Origin of the sequence: Bradyrhizobium sp. LB14.3 (assembly GCF_040547985.1) — a bacterium.
GTDB lineage: Bacteria > Pseudomonadota > Alphaproteobacteria > Rhizobiales > Xanthobacteraceae > Bradyrhizobium.
In genome coordinates, this window is sequence record NZ_JBEPQT010000001.1 from 89479 (window position 1) to 107031 (window position 17553).

Here is a 17553-nt window from a genome sequence, read left to right on the forward strand (position 1 = left end):
GGATGCAGTCTGGATTGACGCTCCCAAGAAAGCAAGCCGAAGGCAAAACCGATCTGGCGTTCAGTGGCCGGCCCTTGCCGGCGCGGGCGGCCCATACATCTCGGCCTCCTCCGCCACCTTCTCCCGATCCCCGCCCAGCACGCGCTGCACGGAGACGAAGAACACCGGCACCATCAGCAGGGCCAAGATCACCACCGCAATCATGCCGCCCATCACGATCGAGCCGAGCGATTGTTGGCTGGCGCCGCCGGCGCCGTGGGCGATGGCCATCGGCAGCACGCCGCAGATGAAAGCGAGACCGGTCATCAGGATCGGGCGGAAGCGCAGGCGGCAGGCCTCGATGGTGGCGTCCACCAGCGGCTTGCCTTCTTTCCGCAGATCCTTGGCGAATTCGATGATCAGGATCGCGTCCTTTGCCGCTAGCCCGATGATGGTGATCAGGCCGACGGTGAAATAGACGTCGTTCGGCAGGCCGCGCAGCATCGCCGCAATCACGGCGCCGACGATACCGAGCGGCACAGTGAGCAGCACCGCGAGCGGAATGGTCCAGCTCTCGTACAGCGCGGCCAGACACAGGAACACCACGAACACCGACAGCGCCAGCAGGAACGGCGCCTGCGAGCCGGACAGCTTTTCCTGCAGCGATTGTCCGGTCCATTCATAGCCGAAGCCGCGCGGCAGCTTGCCGGAAAGCCGCTCCATCTCGGCGATGGCGTCGCCCGAGGTGAAGCCGGGCTTGGCCTCGCCCGAGATGCGCACCGCCGGATAATAGTTGAAGCCGGCGATCTGGGTTGGTCCGCGTGCCCATTCCACGGTGGTAAAGGACGAGAACGGCACGAGCTGCCCGCGGCTGTTCTTGACGTTGTAGTTGAGGATGTCCTCGGTCCGCATGCGGTCGCGGGCATCGGCCTGCACCACGACGCGCTGCATGCGGCCGCGGTTCGGGAAGTCGTTGATGTAGTTCGAGCCGAGATTGGTCGAGATCGTGTTGTTGATGTCCTCGAAGGTGACGCCGAAGGCGCCGGCCTTTTCGCGGTCGACCACGAGATTGACCACGCCGGCCTCGGGCAGGCCCTCGACATAGACCTTCTGCAGCACAGAGCTGGCATTGGCCTCCGCGATCAACTGGTCGGCGGCACGCATCAGGGCCGGATAGCCCTTCTGGCCACGGTCCTGGAGGCGGAACGAGAAGCCCGAGGAATTGCCGAGATTGTCGATCGGCGGTGGCTGCAGCGCGGCGATCTTTGCGTCGCGGATTGACGACGACAGATCGCGGTTGATGTCCGTGACGATCGCCGCTGCCGAATCCTTCGGCCCGCGCTCCGACCAGTCCTTCAGGGTGATGAAAGCCTGCGCGGTGTTCATGCCCTGGCCGGAGAAGCTGAAGCCGGTGAGGAAGGTGACGTTGTCGACGCCCGGCCGCTCCGCCAGATATTTCTCCACCTTCTCGATCACCGCCTCGGTGCGAGCATAGGAGGAGTCGGAGGGCGTCTGTACGTCGGTGGTGACGAAGCCCTGGTCGTCGACGGGCAGGAAGCCGCCGGGCAGGTTGACGAAGGCCCAGGACAGGCCGGCGAGCAGCGCGACGTAAACCAGCATCAAGCGGCCGGTGCGCTTGAGCGAGAAGCCGACAGTGCGCGAATAGCCCTCCTTGCTGCCGTCGAGCATGCGGTTGAACCAGCCGAACACGCCCTTCTTGGCGTGACCGTGGCCGGCCGCGACGGGCTTGAGCAGCGTCGCGCACAGCGCCGGCGTCAGCGACAGCGCCAAGAAGGCGGAGAAGCCGATCGCGGCGACCATGGTCACGGAGAACTGGCGGTAGATGATGCCGACCGAGCCCGGGAAAAACGCCATCGGCACGAACACCGCCATCAGCACCAGCGTGATGCCGATGATGGCGCCGGTGATCTGCGTCATCGCTTTCCGCGTCGCTTCCTTCGGCGGCAACCCTTCCTCGGCCATGATGCGCTCGACGTTCTCGACCACGACGATGGCGTCGTCGACGAGGATGCCGACCGCGAGCACCATGCCGAACATCGAGAGCATGTTGATGGAGTAGCCGGCGAGCAGCAGCGTGGTACAGGCGCCCAGCAACGCCACCGGCACCACGATGGTCGGAATGATGGTGTAGCGGATGTTCTGCAGGAACACGAACATCACCACGAACACCAGCACGATGGCTTCGACCAGCGTTGTCAGCACCTTCTTGATCGAGGCCTCGACCACCGGCGTGATGTTGTAGGGAATCTCGTAGGAGATATTGGCCGGGAAGAAGCGCGACAGCTCCTTCATCTTCTCTTCGACGGCGCTCGCAGTCGCCAGCGCATTGCCGGTCGGCGACATCAGCACCGAGAGACCGGCGGTCGGCTTGCCGTCGAGACGCGTGTTGAACTGATAGCTGAGACCACCGACCTCGATGCGCGCGACGTCGCGCAGACGCACGGTCGAGCCATCGGCATTGGCGCGCAGGATGATGGAACCGAATTCGTCCGGTGACGAGAGCTGGCCCTTGACCAGCACCAGCGCGGAGGTGCGCTGGCTCGACGTCGACGGCTCGGCGCCGATGCTGCCCGATGCCACCTGCGCGTTTTGCGCGGTGATCGCCTTGTTGACGTCGTCCGCCGTCAGCCCATAGCCGACCAGCTTTGCCGGATCGACCCAGACGCGCAAAGAACGCTCGGTCGAGTAAAGCGTGGCGCGGCCGACGCCGGGGATGCGGCGGATCTCGCCGAGCACGTTGCGGATCATGAAGTCGCCCAGGCCCACCTCGTCGAGGCTGCCGTCGGTCGAGTTCAGCGTGATGATCTGAAGCACCGCGCTGGATGCTTCCTCGATCAGGATGCCTTGCTGCATCACCGCGCGCGGCAGCCGCGCCTCGACGCGCTTGATGCGGTTCTGCACCTCGACCGAGGCGGCGCTGGTGTCGGTGCCCGGCTGGAAATTGGCGATGATCTCGACCTGGCCGAGCGAGTCGCTGGTGGATTCGAAATTGAGGATGCCGGAAGCGCCGTTGAGCTCCTCCTCGATCAGCCGCGTGACGCTGTTGTAGAGGTTTTCGGGCGAAGCGCCGGGATAGCTGGTCGAGATCGAGATCGAGGGCGGGGCGATGATCGGATACTGCGCGATCGGCAACAGCGGAATCGAAATTGCGCCGACCAGACAGATGAACAGCGCGACCACCCAGGCGAAGATCGGCCTGTCGATGAAGAAGCTCGCCATGGCCTATTACCGCGTGAGCTTCTGGGCGTGCCGATTGTCCGCGGTTGCATCCGCTTCCGACCAGGATTGCGGCTTGACCCTGTCGCCGGCGGCGAATTTCTGGAAACCTTCGACCACGACCTTGTCGCCTGCCTTCAGGCCGTCGGTAACGAACCAGATTCCGTCCTGTGCCGAGCCGGTACGCACCGGCTGCACCGCGATGTGGTTGTCGTCCTTGACGACGAACACCTCGCTGCCGCCGCCGCCGTTGCGCTGGATCGCCTGTTGCGGCACCGCGATCGCGTCGCTATCGAGGCCCTGGTCGATGCGGACCCGGACATACATGCCCGGCAACAGCTCGCGCTTGGGATTGCGGAACTCACCGCGCAAGGTCACCTGACCGGTGTTGGCATCGACCTTGGCGTCCGAGAACAGCAACTTGCCGTCGAGCGAGTAGAGGGTGTTGTCGTCGAGCACGAGATGCACCTTGGCGGCATCAGGCGCGATGCGCTCGAGGTCGCCGCTCTCGAAGGCGCGGCGGAGCTGGTTGAGCTCGTTCACCGACTGGGTGAAGTCGGCATAGATCGGATCGAGCTGCTGGATCGTGGCAAGGTTGGTCTCGTTCTGGACCGCGAGCGCGCCCTCGCTGACCAGGGCAGCACCGACGACGCCGTCGATCGGCGCGCGCACGGTGGCGTAGTCGAGATTGAGCTTTGCGCGCGCGAGGTCGGCCTTGCGGCCCTCGACCTCGGCATGGGCCTGGCGCTCGGCCGCGATCGCCTTCTCGTTCTCGGCTTCGGGCGCGGCGCGCTGGGCGGTGAGCGTGGCGATGCGGCGCGCCTGCTGCTGGGACTGCATCAACGCAGCCTGGGCCTTGGCGAGCGCGGCGTCGTTGGCCATCACTTCGACCTCGAACGGACGCGGATCGATGCGGTACAGTGCATCGCCCGCCTTCACCTCGCTGCCCTGTCGGAACAGGCGCTCGACCACGATGCCGGAGACGCGCGGCCGCACGTCGGACACGCGCGTCGGCGCAATGCGGCCCGGCAGTTCGCGCACTACGGCGCGCGGCTGCGGCTTGACGATGACAATGCTGACGTCGGGGTCGTTGGGCTGGGCGGCTGAAATGGCAGAGCTGGATTCGTCGCAGCCTGCCAACAGCGGCGTAAAGGCCGCGAGCATCATTGCAACGCATGCCGATCGCGCGCGAAGTCCTGACATGAAGTGGGGTGCCCCGATATTGTTGAAACCGATCACGCTCCGCGGGGCCTGTTCTGGGTGATTCCGCGCGGCCGATGTCGTCAACATAGAGGGGACTTGCTGCGACGCAACGCACGTTGCGGCGGCTCAATGTCACACGGCCTATCATGCTGAGGTCAGGGCGTTTTTCACGCCTCACCCGATTGTGAATCGGGTTCCATCGCGGCGTGCTGCGACAGAAGATCGCAATTACCCGGCGGCCTTCATCCGGTAGTGGCTGACACCCCACTCGGTTCCATCGGCGTGGCCGAACAGGCCCGACGTCGCGAGGAAGAGCCAGCGCCAGCGTCGCAGCCACAGGCCGGTCTCCTCGCCATGGATGTTGCGCAAGGCCGTCTCGATGGAACCGCGATGCGCGTCGAAATTGGCGAGCCAGTCGCTGGCGGTGCGCTGATAATGCGTGCCGCTCCAGCACCATTCCTTCTCGATCGTGAAGATGTCGCCGAATTGCCTGACGAGGTGATGGCTCGGCATCAGCCCGCCCGTGAAGACATGCTGCGCGATCCAGTCTTCGCGATTGGCCCGGTCGAACAGGTGAGAGCCGGAGCGATGGGCGACGATGTGCATGAAGAACCGCCCCTCCGGCGCGAGCCACGCGCGCAGGCGCGTCATCAGCTTGCGCCAGTTCATCACGTGCTCGAACGTCTCGACCGAGACGATGCGGTCGAATTGCCCGTCGGGCGCGAACACATTCATGTCCGCAGTGACCACGCACAGGTTGAGGAGACCGCGCAGCCGCGCCTCTTCCTCGACATAGGCGCGCTGCGCCTGCGAGCTCGACACGGCCGTCACCTTCGCGTGCGGAAACTGACGCGCCATCCACAACGACAGCGAACCCCCGCCGCAGCCGAGTTCGAGGATGGTCTGACCGTCGGCGAGAGCGGCATGCTCGACGGTCTGGCGCAGCGCCTCCTCCTCGGCCTCCCGCAAGGTGGTCGCGCCGGTCTTGTAGAAGCAGGACGAGTATTTGCGGTTGGGACCGAGCACCTTCGCAAAGAACGAAGCGGGCATCTCGTCATGCCCGGCATCCGCGTCCTCGGCGATCGGCCGCAGCATCATCCTTCCTGCGAAGGCGGCATCGTCGGCCGCGCCCAGCGCGGACAGGCGCGTCGCCGTGCGCGAACACAGGCGCTGGATCGCCGCGCGGATCACGACATCGGGCAGCGGCAACCGTTCGGCAGTCCCGATGATCGCGGAAACGACGCTCATGCGATCACTCCGTCTCTGGGCGGCAGGGGGCCAAAAATCCGAGCTAAGCCTGTGGAATACCGAAGTTCTGCAAGATGCGCGGGTATCAAAGCCCCGTTTCGGCATTGGGTTCCACAACCCTCCCCGAAATCGCCGCATCCGGCGCTTTTTTTGGGCTGGCGCTGTGCCATAGTGCGCCCGCAAGCAAGTTTCGTAACGGATGATACCGACCATGCCGTCAGGCGCCTCGCCTCGCTCTCCCATCGACATCGAATACACCAAGCTATCCTCGCCCAGCGTTTTCCTGGTGCGGATGCTGGTCTTCCTGGTGCTCTGCACCCTGGTCGGCGTGGTGCTCTACAAGCAGATCATCCAGGCCTTCTTCGCCAATCCCGGGCTCAATGCGCTGATCGGAGGTGTGATGTTCATCGGCATCATCCTGGCCTTCCGCCAGGTGATCCGGCTCTATCCTGAAGTCTCCTGGGTCAATAATTTCCGCATCGCCGATCCCGGCCTGGCGCCCGCCCGCCACCCCAAGCTGCTGGCGCCGATGGCGATGATCCTCGGCGGCGAGCGCTCCGGGCGGATGTCGATCACCCAGACCACCATGCGGCACCTGCTCGATTCGATCGCGACCCGCCTCGACGAGGCCCGCGACATCTCCCGCTACATGACCGGCCTTCTCGTGTTCCTCGGCCTGCTCGGCACCTTCTGGGGCCTGATCGAGACGGTCGGCTCGGTCGGCAAGGTGATCGACGGGCTCAAGGTCGGTGGCGATTCCGGCGCCCTGTTCGACACGCTGAAGGAGGGTCTCGCCGCGCCGCTCGGCGGCATGGGCATCTCGTTCTCGAGCTCGCTGTTCGGCCTCGCCGGCTCGCTGATCCTCGGCTTTCTCGACCTGCAATCGAGCCAGGCGCAGAACCGCTTCTACACCGACCTCGAAGACTGGCTCGCCACCACCGTGCGCGAGTACGGAAGCGGTGAGGTCGCGGCGGCCTCCGGCGGCGGCGGCGTTGCCAGCGGCGAACTTCAGGCCGCGGTCGAGCGGCTGCGCATCGTGCTCGAGGAGGGCACGGCCAGCCGCAGCACCACCGCGTCAATGGCAGGCCTTGCCGAAGCCATCCAGGCGCTGGTCTCGCATATGCGGACCGAGCAGCAGATGATCCGCGAATGGGCCGACGGCCAGGGCGAGCAGAACCGCGAGATCCGGCGCCTGCTGGAGCGCATCGCGCGTCAACCCGAGAAGGGCTAGCAACATGGCTCTGGCGCGCGGCCGTCGCGGCGACACCTCTTTCAACTATTGGCCCGGCTTCGTCGACGCGCTGTCGACGCTGGTGCTGTCGATCGTGTTCCTGCTGTCGGTGTTCCTGGTCGTGCAATTCTTCCTGTCGCAGGAGGTCACCGGCAAGGACAAGGCGCTGGAGCTGCTCAACGCCAAGATCGCGCAGCTCAACGAGCTGCTGTCGCTGGAAAAGCTCGGCAAGCTCACGCTCGACGACCAGGTCTCGTCACTGAAAGCCGGCCTTGCTTCGGCCGAGTCCGAGCGCAACCGCATCAAGGGCCTCTATGAGGGCTTAGCCGCCGCCGGCAACGACGCGCAAGGCAAGTCCTCCGAACTCGGCAAGGCGCTGGACTCGGAGAAGGCGGTTTCGGCGCGGGCGCTGGCGCAGATCGAGGTGCTGAACCAGCAGATCAGCGCGCTGCGGCGGCAATTGGCGGCGCTGGAAGAAGCGCTCGACGTCTCCGAGAAGCGCGACAAGGAATCGCAAAATCGAATTGCCGATCTGGGGTCTCGCCTGAATGTTGCCCTGGCGCAGCGCGTGCAGGAATTGTCGCGCTACCGCTCGGAATTCTTCGGCCGCTTGCGCGCCATCCTCGGCAACCGCCCCGACATCCGCATCGTCGGCGACCGCTTCGTGTTCCAGTCCGAAGTGTTCTTCGACACCGGACAGGCGGTGCTGTTGCCTGAAGGCCGCGCCGAGCTCGACACCCTGGCGACCGCGCTGATCGACCTCGACAAGAAGATCCCGAACGAGATCCCCTGGGTGCTGCGCGTCGACGGCCATACCGACGTGCGTCCGGTCAACGGGCCGAACTTCAAGTCGAACTGGGACCTCTCGGCCGCCCGCTCCATCTCGGTGGTGCAGTATCTGATCTCGCTCGGCGTGCCCGCCCAGCGCCTGGTCGCCGCCGGCTTCGGCGAATTCCAGCCGCTCGACACCGCCAACACGGAAGAAGCCTATAAGCGCAACCGCCGCATCGAGCTGAAGCTGACGGAGCGGTAGTGAGCGCCGTCCACCTCCGCCCTTACCGTCCCGAGGACGAGGCAGCCTCGATCGAGCTCTGGCATCGCACCTGGCAGCAGGCCTATCCGCAGATCGACTTCGCCGCCCGCCTGGAATGGTGGCGCGAGCGCTGGCGCACGGATCTGGTGCCGAAAGCCTCGATCGTGGTGGCGGAGCAGGATGGCGCGCTGACCGGCTTCGTCACCATCGACGGCGACGGCTATCTCGACCAGCTCGTGGTCGATCCCGGTCACTGGGGCTCGGACGCCGCAAGGCTGCTGGTGGATGAGGCCAAGCGCCTGTCGCCGGCGGGCGTGACGCTGCTCGTCAACAAGGACAACACCCGCGCCATCCGCTTCTACGAACGCAACGGCTTTGCCCATGCCGGCGACGAGCTGAACCCGACCTCGGGCCGGCCGGTGCTGAAGATGGCATGGCGAGTTTGATTCTGGCGGGTTTGATTCTGGCGGCCTTGATTTTGGCGGGCGTGACCCCCGTCACGTCGGGATCCCAGGACGTCACCTATTCGTTGTGCCCGAAAGTTGGGCCGGCAAGCGGATGGAGATGGCCGATGAAACTGAGCGATCTGGCCAAGGGGTGTTCGGTCCTGCTGGGCGTCATCGTCGCCGGATATGTCTCGACGAATTATGTCGACCAGCGCTTCGCCACGCCGGTCAAGACGACGAGTGCTCCGGCGAACGGGCCCGCGCCATCGGCCTGCGTCGAAGAGGACGGTAGCTGGAAGAACTGGTTCTGGCCGAACGTGCCGGCGCTCTCGCCGAAGTGCAAATGATCGGGACGGCCAGTAAGGGTGTGGTCGAGAAATAGCGCAGCCTACCAGATCCAGCCGCCGATACTCCGGTGTAAGCGCAACTACCTTCCGGGCGGCCGCTGAGGTGACTGTCTCGACGGTGTGTTGCCGGCATCCACTGCTGGGTGCGCAAAATTCGCACCCAGCGCACGTTCGGATTTGAAGCCTACTCGAAGGCAAAGGAGCCGTTATGCTCAAGGTCGAACCCACGCTTGAAAATCTGGCATCGCATATCCAGCGGCAGGAGCGATCGCTGAAGGCCATGAGATGGAGCGTTCTAGGGGCTACAATCATGGCGGCTGCAGCGATCATTGCATCCCAATGGCACGCGACCGTTAATGCCGGTACAGTCAAGGCCAAGACCCTGTCTGTTGAAACAATAGCCTTGCGCAATGACACCGGCAAAATCGTCGCCTTGATCTCGTCCACTTCCGACGGAACGCCGCATATTTCGCTATTCGATAGCCGCCAGAAGGTGCGTCTCAGCATCGGGCTTCGCCAGGATGGCGCACCTTCGGTGTCGCTCCTCGACACGGAGCAAGGTCAGCGGGCACTGCTGTCTCTGAACGATCATCAGGATGCGTCCTTGACGATGTTTAATGCTGCAAAACTTCCCCGTGCGACGCTCGCCGTCGACGCCGCCAGCTCGGGTCACATGGTTCTCTTCGGGACCGGCGGTGGTCTAAACCTCTCCGCTTTGGATGGTCGGGTGCAGTGGAATCCGGTGGACGGAGCCGTTCAGAACGTCCAAACAAGAACCGAATCCAAATAAATTCAGCCGTAAGGGTCATGCCGCCTTCAGCCAAAGCTCTGGTGCGATCCGAGGCTGAAGTTCTCAGGTGACTTGGAAGGAAAGCTTGGACGAGCGCTCGGTTTGGAGAAGCAAGTTCATGCGCCCAGGTCAGCTTTGGCTCCACTTGCGGTGATCTTGCGGTCCGGCGCTAATGTCCGATAAGCCCTTACGGACTTCAGCGGTGCGCGGGCGATGACACATGAAGCGGCAGCCGGCCTACTCCGCCTCACGCCCCCTCGAACTGCAACCTCGCCAGCCGCGCATAGAGCCCGTTCGCAGCGACGAGCTCGGCATGCGTGCCCTGCTCGACGATTCTGCCCTGGTCCATCACCAGGATGCGGTCGCATGACAGCACGGTGGCGAGGCGATGCGCGATGACGAGCGTGGTGCGGTGGCGCATCAGCTCTTCCAGCGCGGTCTGCACCAGCGTCTCGCTTTCGGCATCGAGCGCGGAGGTGGCTTCGTCGAGCAGCAGGAGCGGCGCATCGCGCAGGATCGCGCGGGCGATCGCGATGCGCTGACGCTGGCCGCCTGATAGCGTCACACCGCGCTCGCCGAGTGGGGTCTCGAAACCTTCGGGCAGGCGGCGGATGAACTCGGCGGCGTGCGCGAGTTCGGCGGCGCGCTCGACCTCGGCGTCGGTCGCATCGGGCCGACCGAAGCGGATGTTGTCGCGGGCGCTGGTCGCGAACACGTTCGATTCCTGCGGCACCAGCGCGATACGGGAGCGGAAATCGCGCGGATCGGCGGATTTGACCGGCACGCCGTCGAGCGAGATCGCGCCGCTCCGCGGATCGTAGAAGCGCAGCAGCAGATGAAAGATCGTGCTCTTGCCGGCACCGGACGGACCGACGATCGCGACCTTCTCGCCGGGGCGCACGGTGAACGACACGGCATCGAGCACATTGACGTCGCGCCGCGCCGGATAGGCGAAGCTGACCTGGTCGAAACCGACTTCGCCGCGTGCCGGCACCGGCAGCGCGCGCGGCGCCGCGGGCGCCTTGATGTCAGGCTGCACATGCAGGATCTCGAACAGCCGCTCGGCAGCGCCGGACGCTGCCGAAACCTCGCCCCAGACCTCGCTGAGCTGGCCGAGGCCCGCTGCTGCGAAGGCCGCATAGAGCACGAATTGGCCGAGCCGGCCCGGCGAGATGGCGCCGGTCAGCACGTCGTGCGAGCCGATCCAGAGGATCGCGACCACGCTTGCGAACACGATGAAGATGATGATGGCGGTCAGCACGGCGCGGGCCTGGGTCGAGGTGCGCGCGGCTTCATAGGCCTGCTCGACCTCGCCGCCGAAGCGCTTCGCAGCCAGCCCTTCGCTGGTATAGGCCTGCACGGTACGGATCGCACCGATCAGCTCGCCCGCATAGGCAGAGGCCTCGGCCAGCGTGTCCTGCGCATTGCGCGACAGACGCCGCACCCAGCGCCCGAAGGCGACCAGCGGCAGCACGATCAGGGGAATGGCCAGCAGCACGAAGCCCGATAGCCGCGGGCTGGTGAACACCATCATCGCGGCGGCGCCGAAGAACATCATCAGATTGCGCAGCGCGATCGAGACGGAAGCACCGACGGCGGATTTGATCTGGGTTGTATCCGCCGTGAGACGCGACACCAGCTCGCCGCTGCGCGCGGAATCGAAGAAGGCCGGCGAGAGCGACAAGAGATGGGCGAAGACGTCGCGCCTGAGATCGGTGACGATGCGCTCGCCGATCGTCATCACGAGGTAGTAGCGCGCGGCGCTTGCGAGCGCGAGCACGGCGACCACCGCGATCATCACCGAGAAGTAGCTGTTGATCAGCGCGATGCCCTCAGGCGTCAGGCCGAAATCGATCATCCGGCGCACGGCCACCGGCACCAGCAGCGTGGTCAACGCTGCAACCGTCAGCGCGACGAAAGCGAGCGCCGCCCGGCCGCGGTAGCGGGCCACATAGGGCGCGAGCGCCAGCAGCGGCCGCAGCTTCGCGCGGCTCTTCGCCGGCGCCTCCATCAATTCGGCTTCGATCGACGGGGCTTCTGCGGGCCCGGTTTCAAGCCGTTCTACTGCGCTCATGAGATCTGACCAAAAAAGAGAGGAGTCCGCTCCAAATAGGCCTGGCGAGCGGGAGTGGCAAATCCGGGATGTCCCTTAGGAGGACCGCCGGTCCTTCAGGCACCGCGAAGGCGCTGCCAAAGCGGTCCCAAGGCCATCCCAAGACCGTCCGGTGGCTTGTTTTACAGGGGCTCGTGGGGTATAGACCCGGCCAAATCCGTCATTCGATAGCCACTCAAGCGAGGCGCCGGGGCGCCCTAGGAATTGCCATGAAAGCCGAAATTCATCCGGATTATCATACGATTAAGGTCGTGATGACCGACGGAACCGAGTATCAGACCCGCTCGACCTGGGGCAAGGAAGGCGACACGCTGAACCTCGATATCGACCCCAAGTCGCACCCGGCCTGGACCGGCGGCAACGCCCAGCTGATGGATCGCGGCGGCCGCGTCTCGCGCTTCCAGAAGAAGTTTTCGGGCTTCCTCAAGAAGGATTGATCCGGCCCTCGAGGCTGGAGATGAAAAACGCCCCCGGAGAGCCGGGGGCGTTTTTGTTTGTGGGGGTCTGTCGCGTAGCTGCCAGCCGGATCTTACCGCTCGAACGCCGCTTTCAGCGCGTTGAGATGCGGCACCAGCGGGTTGCCGATCGAGGGATGATCGACCGGCGGGGTGTGGATGGTGGTGTCCAGGCGGCGCACACGGGTCTGGAGGCTCATCGAGCGATGGATCAGGTCCTGGAGCTGCGAGGGCAGCTTCTCGACGGTATCGGTGGGGCCGGGATCGGCGGCCGAGAGCTTGACCTTCGTCTTCTCGCGGCTGGCCTGGCCGAGCGTCATCTCGCCTTCCTTGACCGCGCGGTGCAGCAGCAGCCACGAGGCGAGCTGCATCAGGCGGGTGGTGAGGCGCATGCTCTCGGTCGCGTAGGTGAGGCTGACGGCGCGATCGAGCGCCTTGGCCTCGGTGCGGCCGGCGCCGTCGAGATAGGCGGCGGTCTCCTCGACCAGATCCATACCCTCGCGGAACAGGACGCCGAACGCCGCAGAATTGGTGAACCGCTCGCTGAGTTGAACGAGAGCGCCGTCGGCTTGCAAACGTTCCATGGTTAACGCCCCTTACGCAACTGTCTGACTGCCCGGCTTGGCGCCGGCTTATGATGAATAAATCATTGCGCGGGCGCGACGCCGAGTCCAGCGGCAAGCGCGGATATGGTTTCCGCGGGTCTTTCCTCGGAATTCAACCGAAACCAGTCTCTTTTTTGACGCGTTTTCTTCACGCGAACCGGTACCCACTTCGCTCGAAGACGCTTTCGAAGCAAAAAAAAGAGCCGCCGGAAAACCGGCGGCTTGAAAGTTGATAACAGGGAGGCGTCAAACAGAGTGGACAGGAGCCACTCGGTGTCCAAACAAGGACAGTTCCAGTCATAAACTCGAAAGCTTAATGTGGAGTAAACGAGCGATTATTTTGAGAGTTCATTAGCCATGTCGGTCAGTGGCCGAGGGGCCACCGTGCCCCGGACGCAGTGCGGCACGAAGTGCTGCACTGCTGAGCCGGGGCCCTTCTCTTGAGCTCGACGTATTCGGAGGCATGGGTCCCGGCTCTGCGGAGCGTCACTGCGTGCCGCACCGCGTCCGGGACACGAGATCTCACTACGACTTGAAAACGCTATTCGCCGCATCGCGCGAGGCGCGCTTCTTGGTGGCGGCTTCCTCAAGCCTTGTGATCTCGCCCTTGAGCAGCGCGATGCGCTCGGTCAGTTCCTCGACCGACAACAGTGAGAGATCCTGTCCGATCTCGTGGCTGATCTTCTTGCGCGGACGGTCGTCGTCTTCCATCGCCATCCTTGTTCCTCCTGCGTTCGCACGGCGAGCCAAGCCGAGGTTGCCAGCGTGGACCGCGCTGGCTAAGCAATGGCCTCGTTTCCATCCCGCACCTTTGCTCAAGGACACATCATGGACAAGCTGCCCGCGCAAATGACGGTGGTCGCCATCTCCAAACCCGGCGGACCGGAAGTGCTGGTGCCGGAACAGCGGGCGCTGCCGCAGCCCGGCCCCGACGAGATCCTGGTCAAGGTGCAGGCCGCGGGCGTCAACCGGCCCGACGTCGCGCAGCGCTCCGGCGCCTATCCGCCGCCGCCCGGCGCGAGCGACCTGCCCGGCCTCGAGATTGCGGGCGAAGTGGTCGCCGTCGGCAGCAATGCCAAGCGGCACAAGATCGGCGACAAGGTGATGTCGCTCGTCGCCGGTGGCGGTTATGCGCAGTACTGCATCGCCCAGGACGCCCAGGCTATGAGCGTACCGCCGGCGCTGTCGATGAAGGAAGCCGGTGCGCTGCCGGAAACCCTGATGACGGTCTGGCACAATGTGTTCGAGCGCGGCGGCCTCAAGGCTGGCGAGACGCTGCTGATCCATGGCGGCTCGTCCGGCATCGGCACCATGGCGATCCAGCTCGCGAAAGCGTTCGGCGCGAAGGTGATCGTCACCGTGGGATCGCAGGACAAGATCGACGCCTGCCTCAAGCTCGGCGCGGATCGGGCCATCAACTACAAGGACGAAGACTTCGTCGCCGTGGTCAAAGCGGAGACGAACAACACCGGCGCCAATCTGATCCTCGACATGGTCGCCGGCGACTATGTCGACCGCAACTATGATGCCGCCGCGGTCGACGGACGCATCGTGCAGATCGCGACCCTCAACGGGCCCAAGGTCACCGTCAACATCGCCAAGGTGATGGTCAAGCGCCTCACCCATACCGGCTCGACGCTGCGCCCCCGTAGTAATGCGGACAAGGCGGCGATGGTGGCCGCGATCGAGGCGAAAGTGATGCCGCTTTTGCGCGAAGGCCGGGTCAAGCCGCTGATGGACAGCACTTTCCCGCTGGAAAAGGCATCCGATGCACACCGGCGGATGGAAACCTCGGCACATATTGGCAAAATTGTGTTGGAGGTCTAGGACAGCGACCCACAGGCGGGCCGGAAACCCTTTGATTTTCCTCGCTTTCGTGGCATCTATCGCGACGCACCGAACTATCTTGTTCCGTTCGGAAAACGCCGTGCACCGAAGAGCCTGCACTGAAGAGTTTGCGTCGAACGCGGAGAACTGACCTTGCGTCTGATCAGGCGCCTCGCGCCCATAGCGCTGGGCCTCATGATTCTCGTCTGCGCGTTCCCGGCGCGCGCGCTGGACGCTGTCAGCGTCCGCGGTGACGCGCCCGCGATCGACCTCACCGGCGTGCTCGAGCATCAGCGCAGCGACGCCGACCGCATTCAGGTCTCTACCGCGCCCGGAACCGACGGCATCGTCCGCCGCATCGAGGTGCGCGCCCGCGAAGGCGGCCAGAACTGGGTGGTGTTCGCGCTCGCCAACAACACCGACGACCAGCTCGACCGCCTGATCGTCGCCCCGCATTACCGCATCGTCTCCTCGGGGCTGTTGTGGCCCGACCTCGGGCTGTCGCGCATCGCAACCATCACGCCCTCGACCGGCGACCGGCCGGAGCGGCAGGAGAGCCCGACCGCCGACGTCTTCCGCGTCACCCTCGATCCCGGCGCCGTCGTCACCTTCGTCGCGGAGCTGCGCACCGACAAGCTGCCGCAGCTCTATCTGTGGGAGCCGGAAGCCTACAAGGACAAGGTCAACTCCTTCACGCTGTACCAGGGCATCGTGATCGGCATCTCCGGCTTGCTCGCGCTGGTGCTGACCATCCTGTTCGTGGTCAAGGGCAGCATCATGTTCCCGGCCGCCGCGGCGCTGGCCTGGGCGGTGCTGGTCTATATCGGCGTTGATTTCGGCTTCTGGGGCAAGGTGCTCGACATGTCGAACAACGCCGAACGCATCTGGCGCGCGGCGGGTGAGGCGATTTTGGCGGCAACGCTGCTGGTGTTCCTGTTCGCCTATCTCAACCTCAGTCGATGGCACGTGCGCTATTCGCACATTACGGTGGGCTGGCTCGCGTTCCTGGGCTCGCTGGTTGCGCTCGCTCTGTTCGACCCTGCGGTCGCCTCCGGCATCGCGCGCATCTCGCTGGTGCTGATCGCCTTCGCCGGCTTCGCGCTGATCGTCTATCTCTCCACCCACGGCTTCGACCGCGCGGTGCTGTTGATCCCGACCTGGTTCCTGCTGGTGATCTGGGTGATCGCGGCCGGCATGGCGGTCGCGGGCTCCGTCACCAACGACATCGTCGGCCCGGCGCTGCTCGGCGGTCTCGTGCTGATCGTGATGCTGATCGGCTTCACGGTGATGCAGCACGCGTTCGCGGGCGGCGGCGCCACCACCGGCGTGGTCTCCGACATCGAGCGGCGCGCGCTGGCACTGGCCGGCTCCGGCGATCTGATCTGGGACTGGGACGTTTCCGCCGACAAGGTGTTCACCAGCCCGGAGACCGAAGCCCTGCTCGGTCTCAAACGCGGCACGCTGGAAGGCCCGGCCGCGTCCTGGCTGGAAGTGCTGCACCCGCTCGACCAGGACCGCTTCCGCGCCGCGCTCGACAGCGTGCTGGATCAGCGCCGCGGCCGCCTGGTGCAGGATTTCCGTCTGCGCACGCCGGACGGTCACTTCATGTGGTTTGCGCTGAAGGCGCGCCCGGTGGTCGGCTCCGACGGCGAGGTCTCGCGCGTGGTCGGCACCCTCACCGACGTCACCGAACTGCGCAACGCCGAGGAGCGCCTGCTGCACGATTCCGTGCATGACAACCTCACCGGCCTGCCCAACCGCAAACTGTTCATGGACCGGCTCGGCGCGGTCGCGCATTTCGCCAAGACCATGCCGACGCTGCGGCCGACGCTGATGGTGATCGATCTCGACCGCTTCAAGCAAGTCAACGATTCCGTCGGCATCGCGGTCGGCGACTCGATCCTGCTGACGCTCGCCCGCCGCCTCACCCGCATCCTGAAACCGCAGGACACGCTGGCGCGGCTTGCCGGCGATCAGTTCGGCCTGATCCTGCTATCGGAGCAAGACCCCGCGCGCATCACCGCTTTCGCCGAGACCATCCGCAAGACTATCCGCGCGCCGATCGCCTTCAACGAACGTGAGATTTTTCTCACCGCCTCGATCGGTCTCGCCTTGTCCGATCCGCAAGTGCAGCTCACCGACGAGATCATCAAGGACGCCGAGCTTGCGATGTATCATTCCAAGCGCATCGGCGGCGACCGCATCGACGTCTACAAGCCCGCGATGCGCGCGCGAAAAACCGACCGGCTGACGCTGGAGAGCGAGCTGCGCCGCGCCATCGAGCGGCAGGAGCTCACGATCCTGTACCAGCCGATCGTGCGGCTGGAAGATCGTTCGATCGCCGGTTTCGAGGCGCTGGTGCGCTGGGATCATCCGAAGCTCGGGCGCATGGCGCCGTCGGAATTCATCGCCATCGCGGAAGAGACCGGTCTCATCATCGACCTCGGCATGTTCGTGCTCGACCAGACCGCCAAGCAGCTCTCGATCTGGCAGCGTGCGATGCGCTCGCGCGAGCCGATCTTCGCCAGCGTCAACGTCTCCTCGCGGCAATTGCTGCGCCACGACCTCATCCACGACATCCGCACCGTGCTGTCGCGCTCGTCGGTCGCCCGCGGCACGCTCAAGCTGGAATTGACGGAATCGATGGTGATGGAAAATCCGGAGCACGCGGCGCAGATGCTGACGCGGATCCGCGAGCTCGGCACCGGGCTCTCGCTCGACGATTTCGGCACCGGCCATTCGTCGCTGGCCTATCTCCAGCGCTTCCCGTTCGACACGATCAAGATCGACCAGTCGTTCGTGCGCACCACCAATCGCGGCACCCGTCCGGTGATCCTGAAGTCGATCATCGCGCTCGCGCACGACCTCGGCATGGACGTGGTCGCCGAAGGCGCCGAGACCGATTCCGACGCGGTCGAGCTCTACCAGATGGGCTGCGAATACGCGCAGGGCTTCGCCTTCGGCGAGCCCATGGACGCCGACGCCGCGATGCGGCTGCTCACGGAAGTGCGGCTGGAAGCGGCGAGCTGACTTTCCTTC

14 protein-coding genes are annotated in these 17553 nt (G+C 64.9%); 8 read left to right on the forward strand and 6 right to left on the reverse strand.

Going from position 1 to position 17553, the window contains the following annotated elements:
• Positions 1 to 60: 60 nt before the first annotated feature.
• The 3 genes from ABIB00_RS00445 to ABIB00_RS00455 all read right to left on the reverse strand — a co-directional run bounded on the left by ABIB00_RS00445 (position 61) and on the right by ABIB00_RS00455 (position 5667).
• Complete coding sequence (locus tag ABIB00_RS00445; RefSeq protein WP_354103011.1) at positions 61 to 3219, reverse strand: multidrug efflux RND transporter permease subunit; 3159 nt, start codon at positions 3217 to 3219, stop codon at positions 61 to 63.
• 6 nt (positions 3220 to 3225) lie between these two features.
• Positions 3226 to 4419, reverse strand: coding sequence for an efflux RND transporter periplasmic adaptor subunit (locus tag ABIB00_RS00450; RefSeq protein WP_354103012.1), 1194 nt, complete (start codon positions 4417 to 4419; stop codon positions 3226 to 3228).
• Between the two features lie 228 nt (positions 4420 to 4647).
• On the reverse strand, positions 4648 to 5667 hold the full coding sequence (locus ABIB00_RS00455; protein ID WP_354103013.1) for an SAM-dependent methyltransferase: 1020 nt from the start codon (positions 5665 to 5667) through the stop codon (positions 4648 to 4650).
• Between the two features lie 211 nt (positions 5668 to 5878).
• On the opposite strand from ABIB00_RS00455, the gene ABIB00_RS00460 reads away from it, so the two are divergent.
• The 5 genes from ABIB00_RS00460 (at position 5879) to ABIB00_RS00480 (ending at position 9514) form a co-directional block, all read left to right on the forward strand.
• Complete coding sequence (locus tag ABIB00_RS00460) at positions 5879 to 6898, forward strand: flagellar motor protein MotA (protein WP_247341821.1); 1020 nt, start codon at positions 5879 to 5881, stop codon at positions 6896 to 6898.
• 4 nt (positions 6899 to 6902) lie between these two features.
• On the forward strand, positions 6903 to 7931 hold the full coding sequence (locus ABIB00_RS00465) for a peptidoglycan -binding protein (RefSeq protein ID WP_354103014.1): 1029 nt from the start codon (positions 6903 to 6905) through the stop codon (positions 7929 to 7931).
• Positions 7931 to 8377 carry a GNAT family N-acetyltransferase gene (locus tag ABIB00_RS00470; RefSeq protein ID WP_354044805.1) on the forward strand — a complete coding sequence of 149 codons (447 nt, stop codon included), beginning with the start codon at positions 7931 to 7933 and terminating at the stop codon, positions 8375 to 8377. The genes ABIB00_RS00465 and ABIB00_RS00470 overlap by 1 nt, the downstream gene beginning before the upstream one ends.
• A 125-nt stretch (positions 8378 to 8502) precedes the next feature.
• The gene (locus ABIB00_RS00475) at positions 8503 to 8724 is read left to right on the forward strand and encodes a hypothetical protein (protein WP_354103015.1); all 222 of its coding nucleotides are present in this window, start codon (positions 8503 to 8505) and stop codon (positions 8722 to 8724) included.
• Positions 8725 to 8932: 208 nt separating this feature from the next.
• Positions 8933 to 9514, forward strand: coding sequence for a hypothetical protein (locus tag ABIB00_RS00480; RefSeq protein WP_354103016.1), 582 nt, complete (start codon positions 8933 to 8935; stop codon positions 9512 to 9514).
• 247 nt (positions 9515 to 9761) lie between these two features.
• Here ABIB00_RS00480 and ABIB00_RS00485 read toward each other — a convergent pair whose 3' ends face one another.
• On the reverse strand, positions 9762 to 11588 hold the full coding sequence (locus ABIB00_RS00485; RefSeq protein WP_354103017.1) for an ABC transporter ATP-binding protein/permease: 1827 nt from the start codon (positions 11586 to 11588) through the stop codon (positions 9762 to 9764).
• A 248-nt stretch (positions 11589 to 11836) separates the two neighbouring features.
• Between ABIB00_RS00485 and rpmE the strand changes: the two genes are divergently transcribed.
• A complete protein-coding gene (gene rpmE, locus ABIB00_RS00490; protein WP_247341837.1) occupies positions 11837 to 12064 on the forward strand; it encodes a 50S ribosomal protein L31 in 228 nt (75 codons plus the stop codon).
• A gap of 92 nt (positions 12065 to 12156) precedes the next feature.
• Here the strand turns inward: rpmE and rcdA are convergent, their stop codons facing one another.
• Both rcdA and ABIB00_RS00500 read right to left on the reverse strand, forming a co-directional pair.
• On the reverse strand, positions 12157 to 12666 hold the full coding sequence (rcdA, locus tag ABIB00_RS00495) for a protease adaptor protein RcdA (protein WP_247341840.1): 510 nt from the start codon (positions 12664 to 12666) through the stop codon (positions 12157 to 12159).
• A 546-nt stretch (positions 12667 to 13212) separates the two neighbouring features.
• Positions 13213 to 13404: a DUF1192 domain-containing protein gene (locus tag ABIB00_RS00500; protein ID WP_247341843.1), complete on the reverse strand. Its 192-nt coding sequence runs from the start codon at positions 13402 to 13404 to the stop codon at positions 13213 to 13215.
• A 111-nt stretch (positions 13405 to 13515) separates the two neighbouring features.
• Here ABIB00_RS00500 and ABIB00_RS00505 point away from each other — a divergent pair, with 111 nt between their 5' ends.
• Positions 13516 to 14514 (forward strand): NAD(P)H-quinone oxidoreductase, encoded by a 999-nt coding sequence (locus ABIB00_RS00505; RefSeq protein WP_354103018.1) that lies wholly within the window; start codon positions 13516 to 13518, stop codon positions 14512 to 14514.
• 153 nt (positions 14515 to 14667) lie between these two features.
• Complete coding sequence (locus ABIB00_RS00510) at positions 14668 to 17544, forward strand: EAL domain-containing protein (protein WP_247341849.1); 2877 nt, start codon at positions 14668 to 14670, stop codon at positions 17542 to 17544.
• Positions 17545 to 17553: the final 9 nt, after the last annotated feature.

Coding starts and splice junctions, on each gene's coding strand:
- ABIB00_RS00445 (WP_354103011.1), bottom strand. CDS start 3,219: ATGGCGAGCTTCTTCATCGACAGGCCGATCTTCGCCTGGGTGGTCGCG.
- ABIB00_RS00450 (WP_354103012.1), bottom strand. CDS start 4,419: ATGTCAGGACTTCGCGCGCGATCGGCATGCGTTGCAATGATGCTCGCG.
- ABIB00_RS00455 (WP_354103013.1), bottom strand. CDS start 5,667: ATGAGCGTCGTTTCCGCGATCATCGGGACTGCCGAACGGTTGCCGCTG.
- ABIB00_RS00460 (WP_247341821.1), top strand. CDS start 5,879: ATGCCGTCAGGCGCCTCGCCTCGCTCTCCCATCGACATCGAATACACC.
- ABIB00_RS00465 (WP_354103014.1), top strand. CDS start 6,903: ATGGCTCTGGCGCGCGGCCGTCGCGGCGACACCTCTTTCAACTATTGG.
- ABIB00_RS00475 (WP_354103015.1), top strand. CDS start 8,503: ATGAAACTGAGCGATCTGGCCAAGGGGTGTTCGGTCCTGCTGGGCGTC.
- ABIB00_RS00480 (WP_354103016.1), top strand. CDS start 8,933: ATGCTCAAGGTCGAACCCACGCTTGAAAATCTGGCATCGCATATCCAG.
- ABIB00_RS00485 (WP_354103017.1), bottom strand. CDS start 11,588: ATGAGCGCAGTAGAACGGCTTGAAACCGGGCCCGCAGAAGCCCCGTCG.
- rpmE (WP_247341837.1), top strand. CDS start 11,837: ATGAAAGCCGAAATTCATCCGGATTATCATACGATTAAGGTCGTGATG.
- rcdA (WP_247341840.1), bottom strand. CDS start 12,666: ATGGAACGTTTGCAAGCCGACGGCGCTCTCGTTCAACTCAGCGAGCGG.
- ABIB00_RS00500 (WP_247341843.1), bottom strand. CDS start 13,404: ATGGCGATGGAAGACGACGACCGTCCGCGCAAGAAGATCAGCCACGAG.
- ABIB00_RS00505 (WP_354103018.1), top strand. CDS start 13,516: ATGGACAAGCTGCCCGCGCAAATGACGGTGGTCGCCATCTCCAAACCC.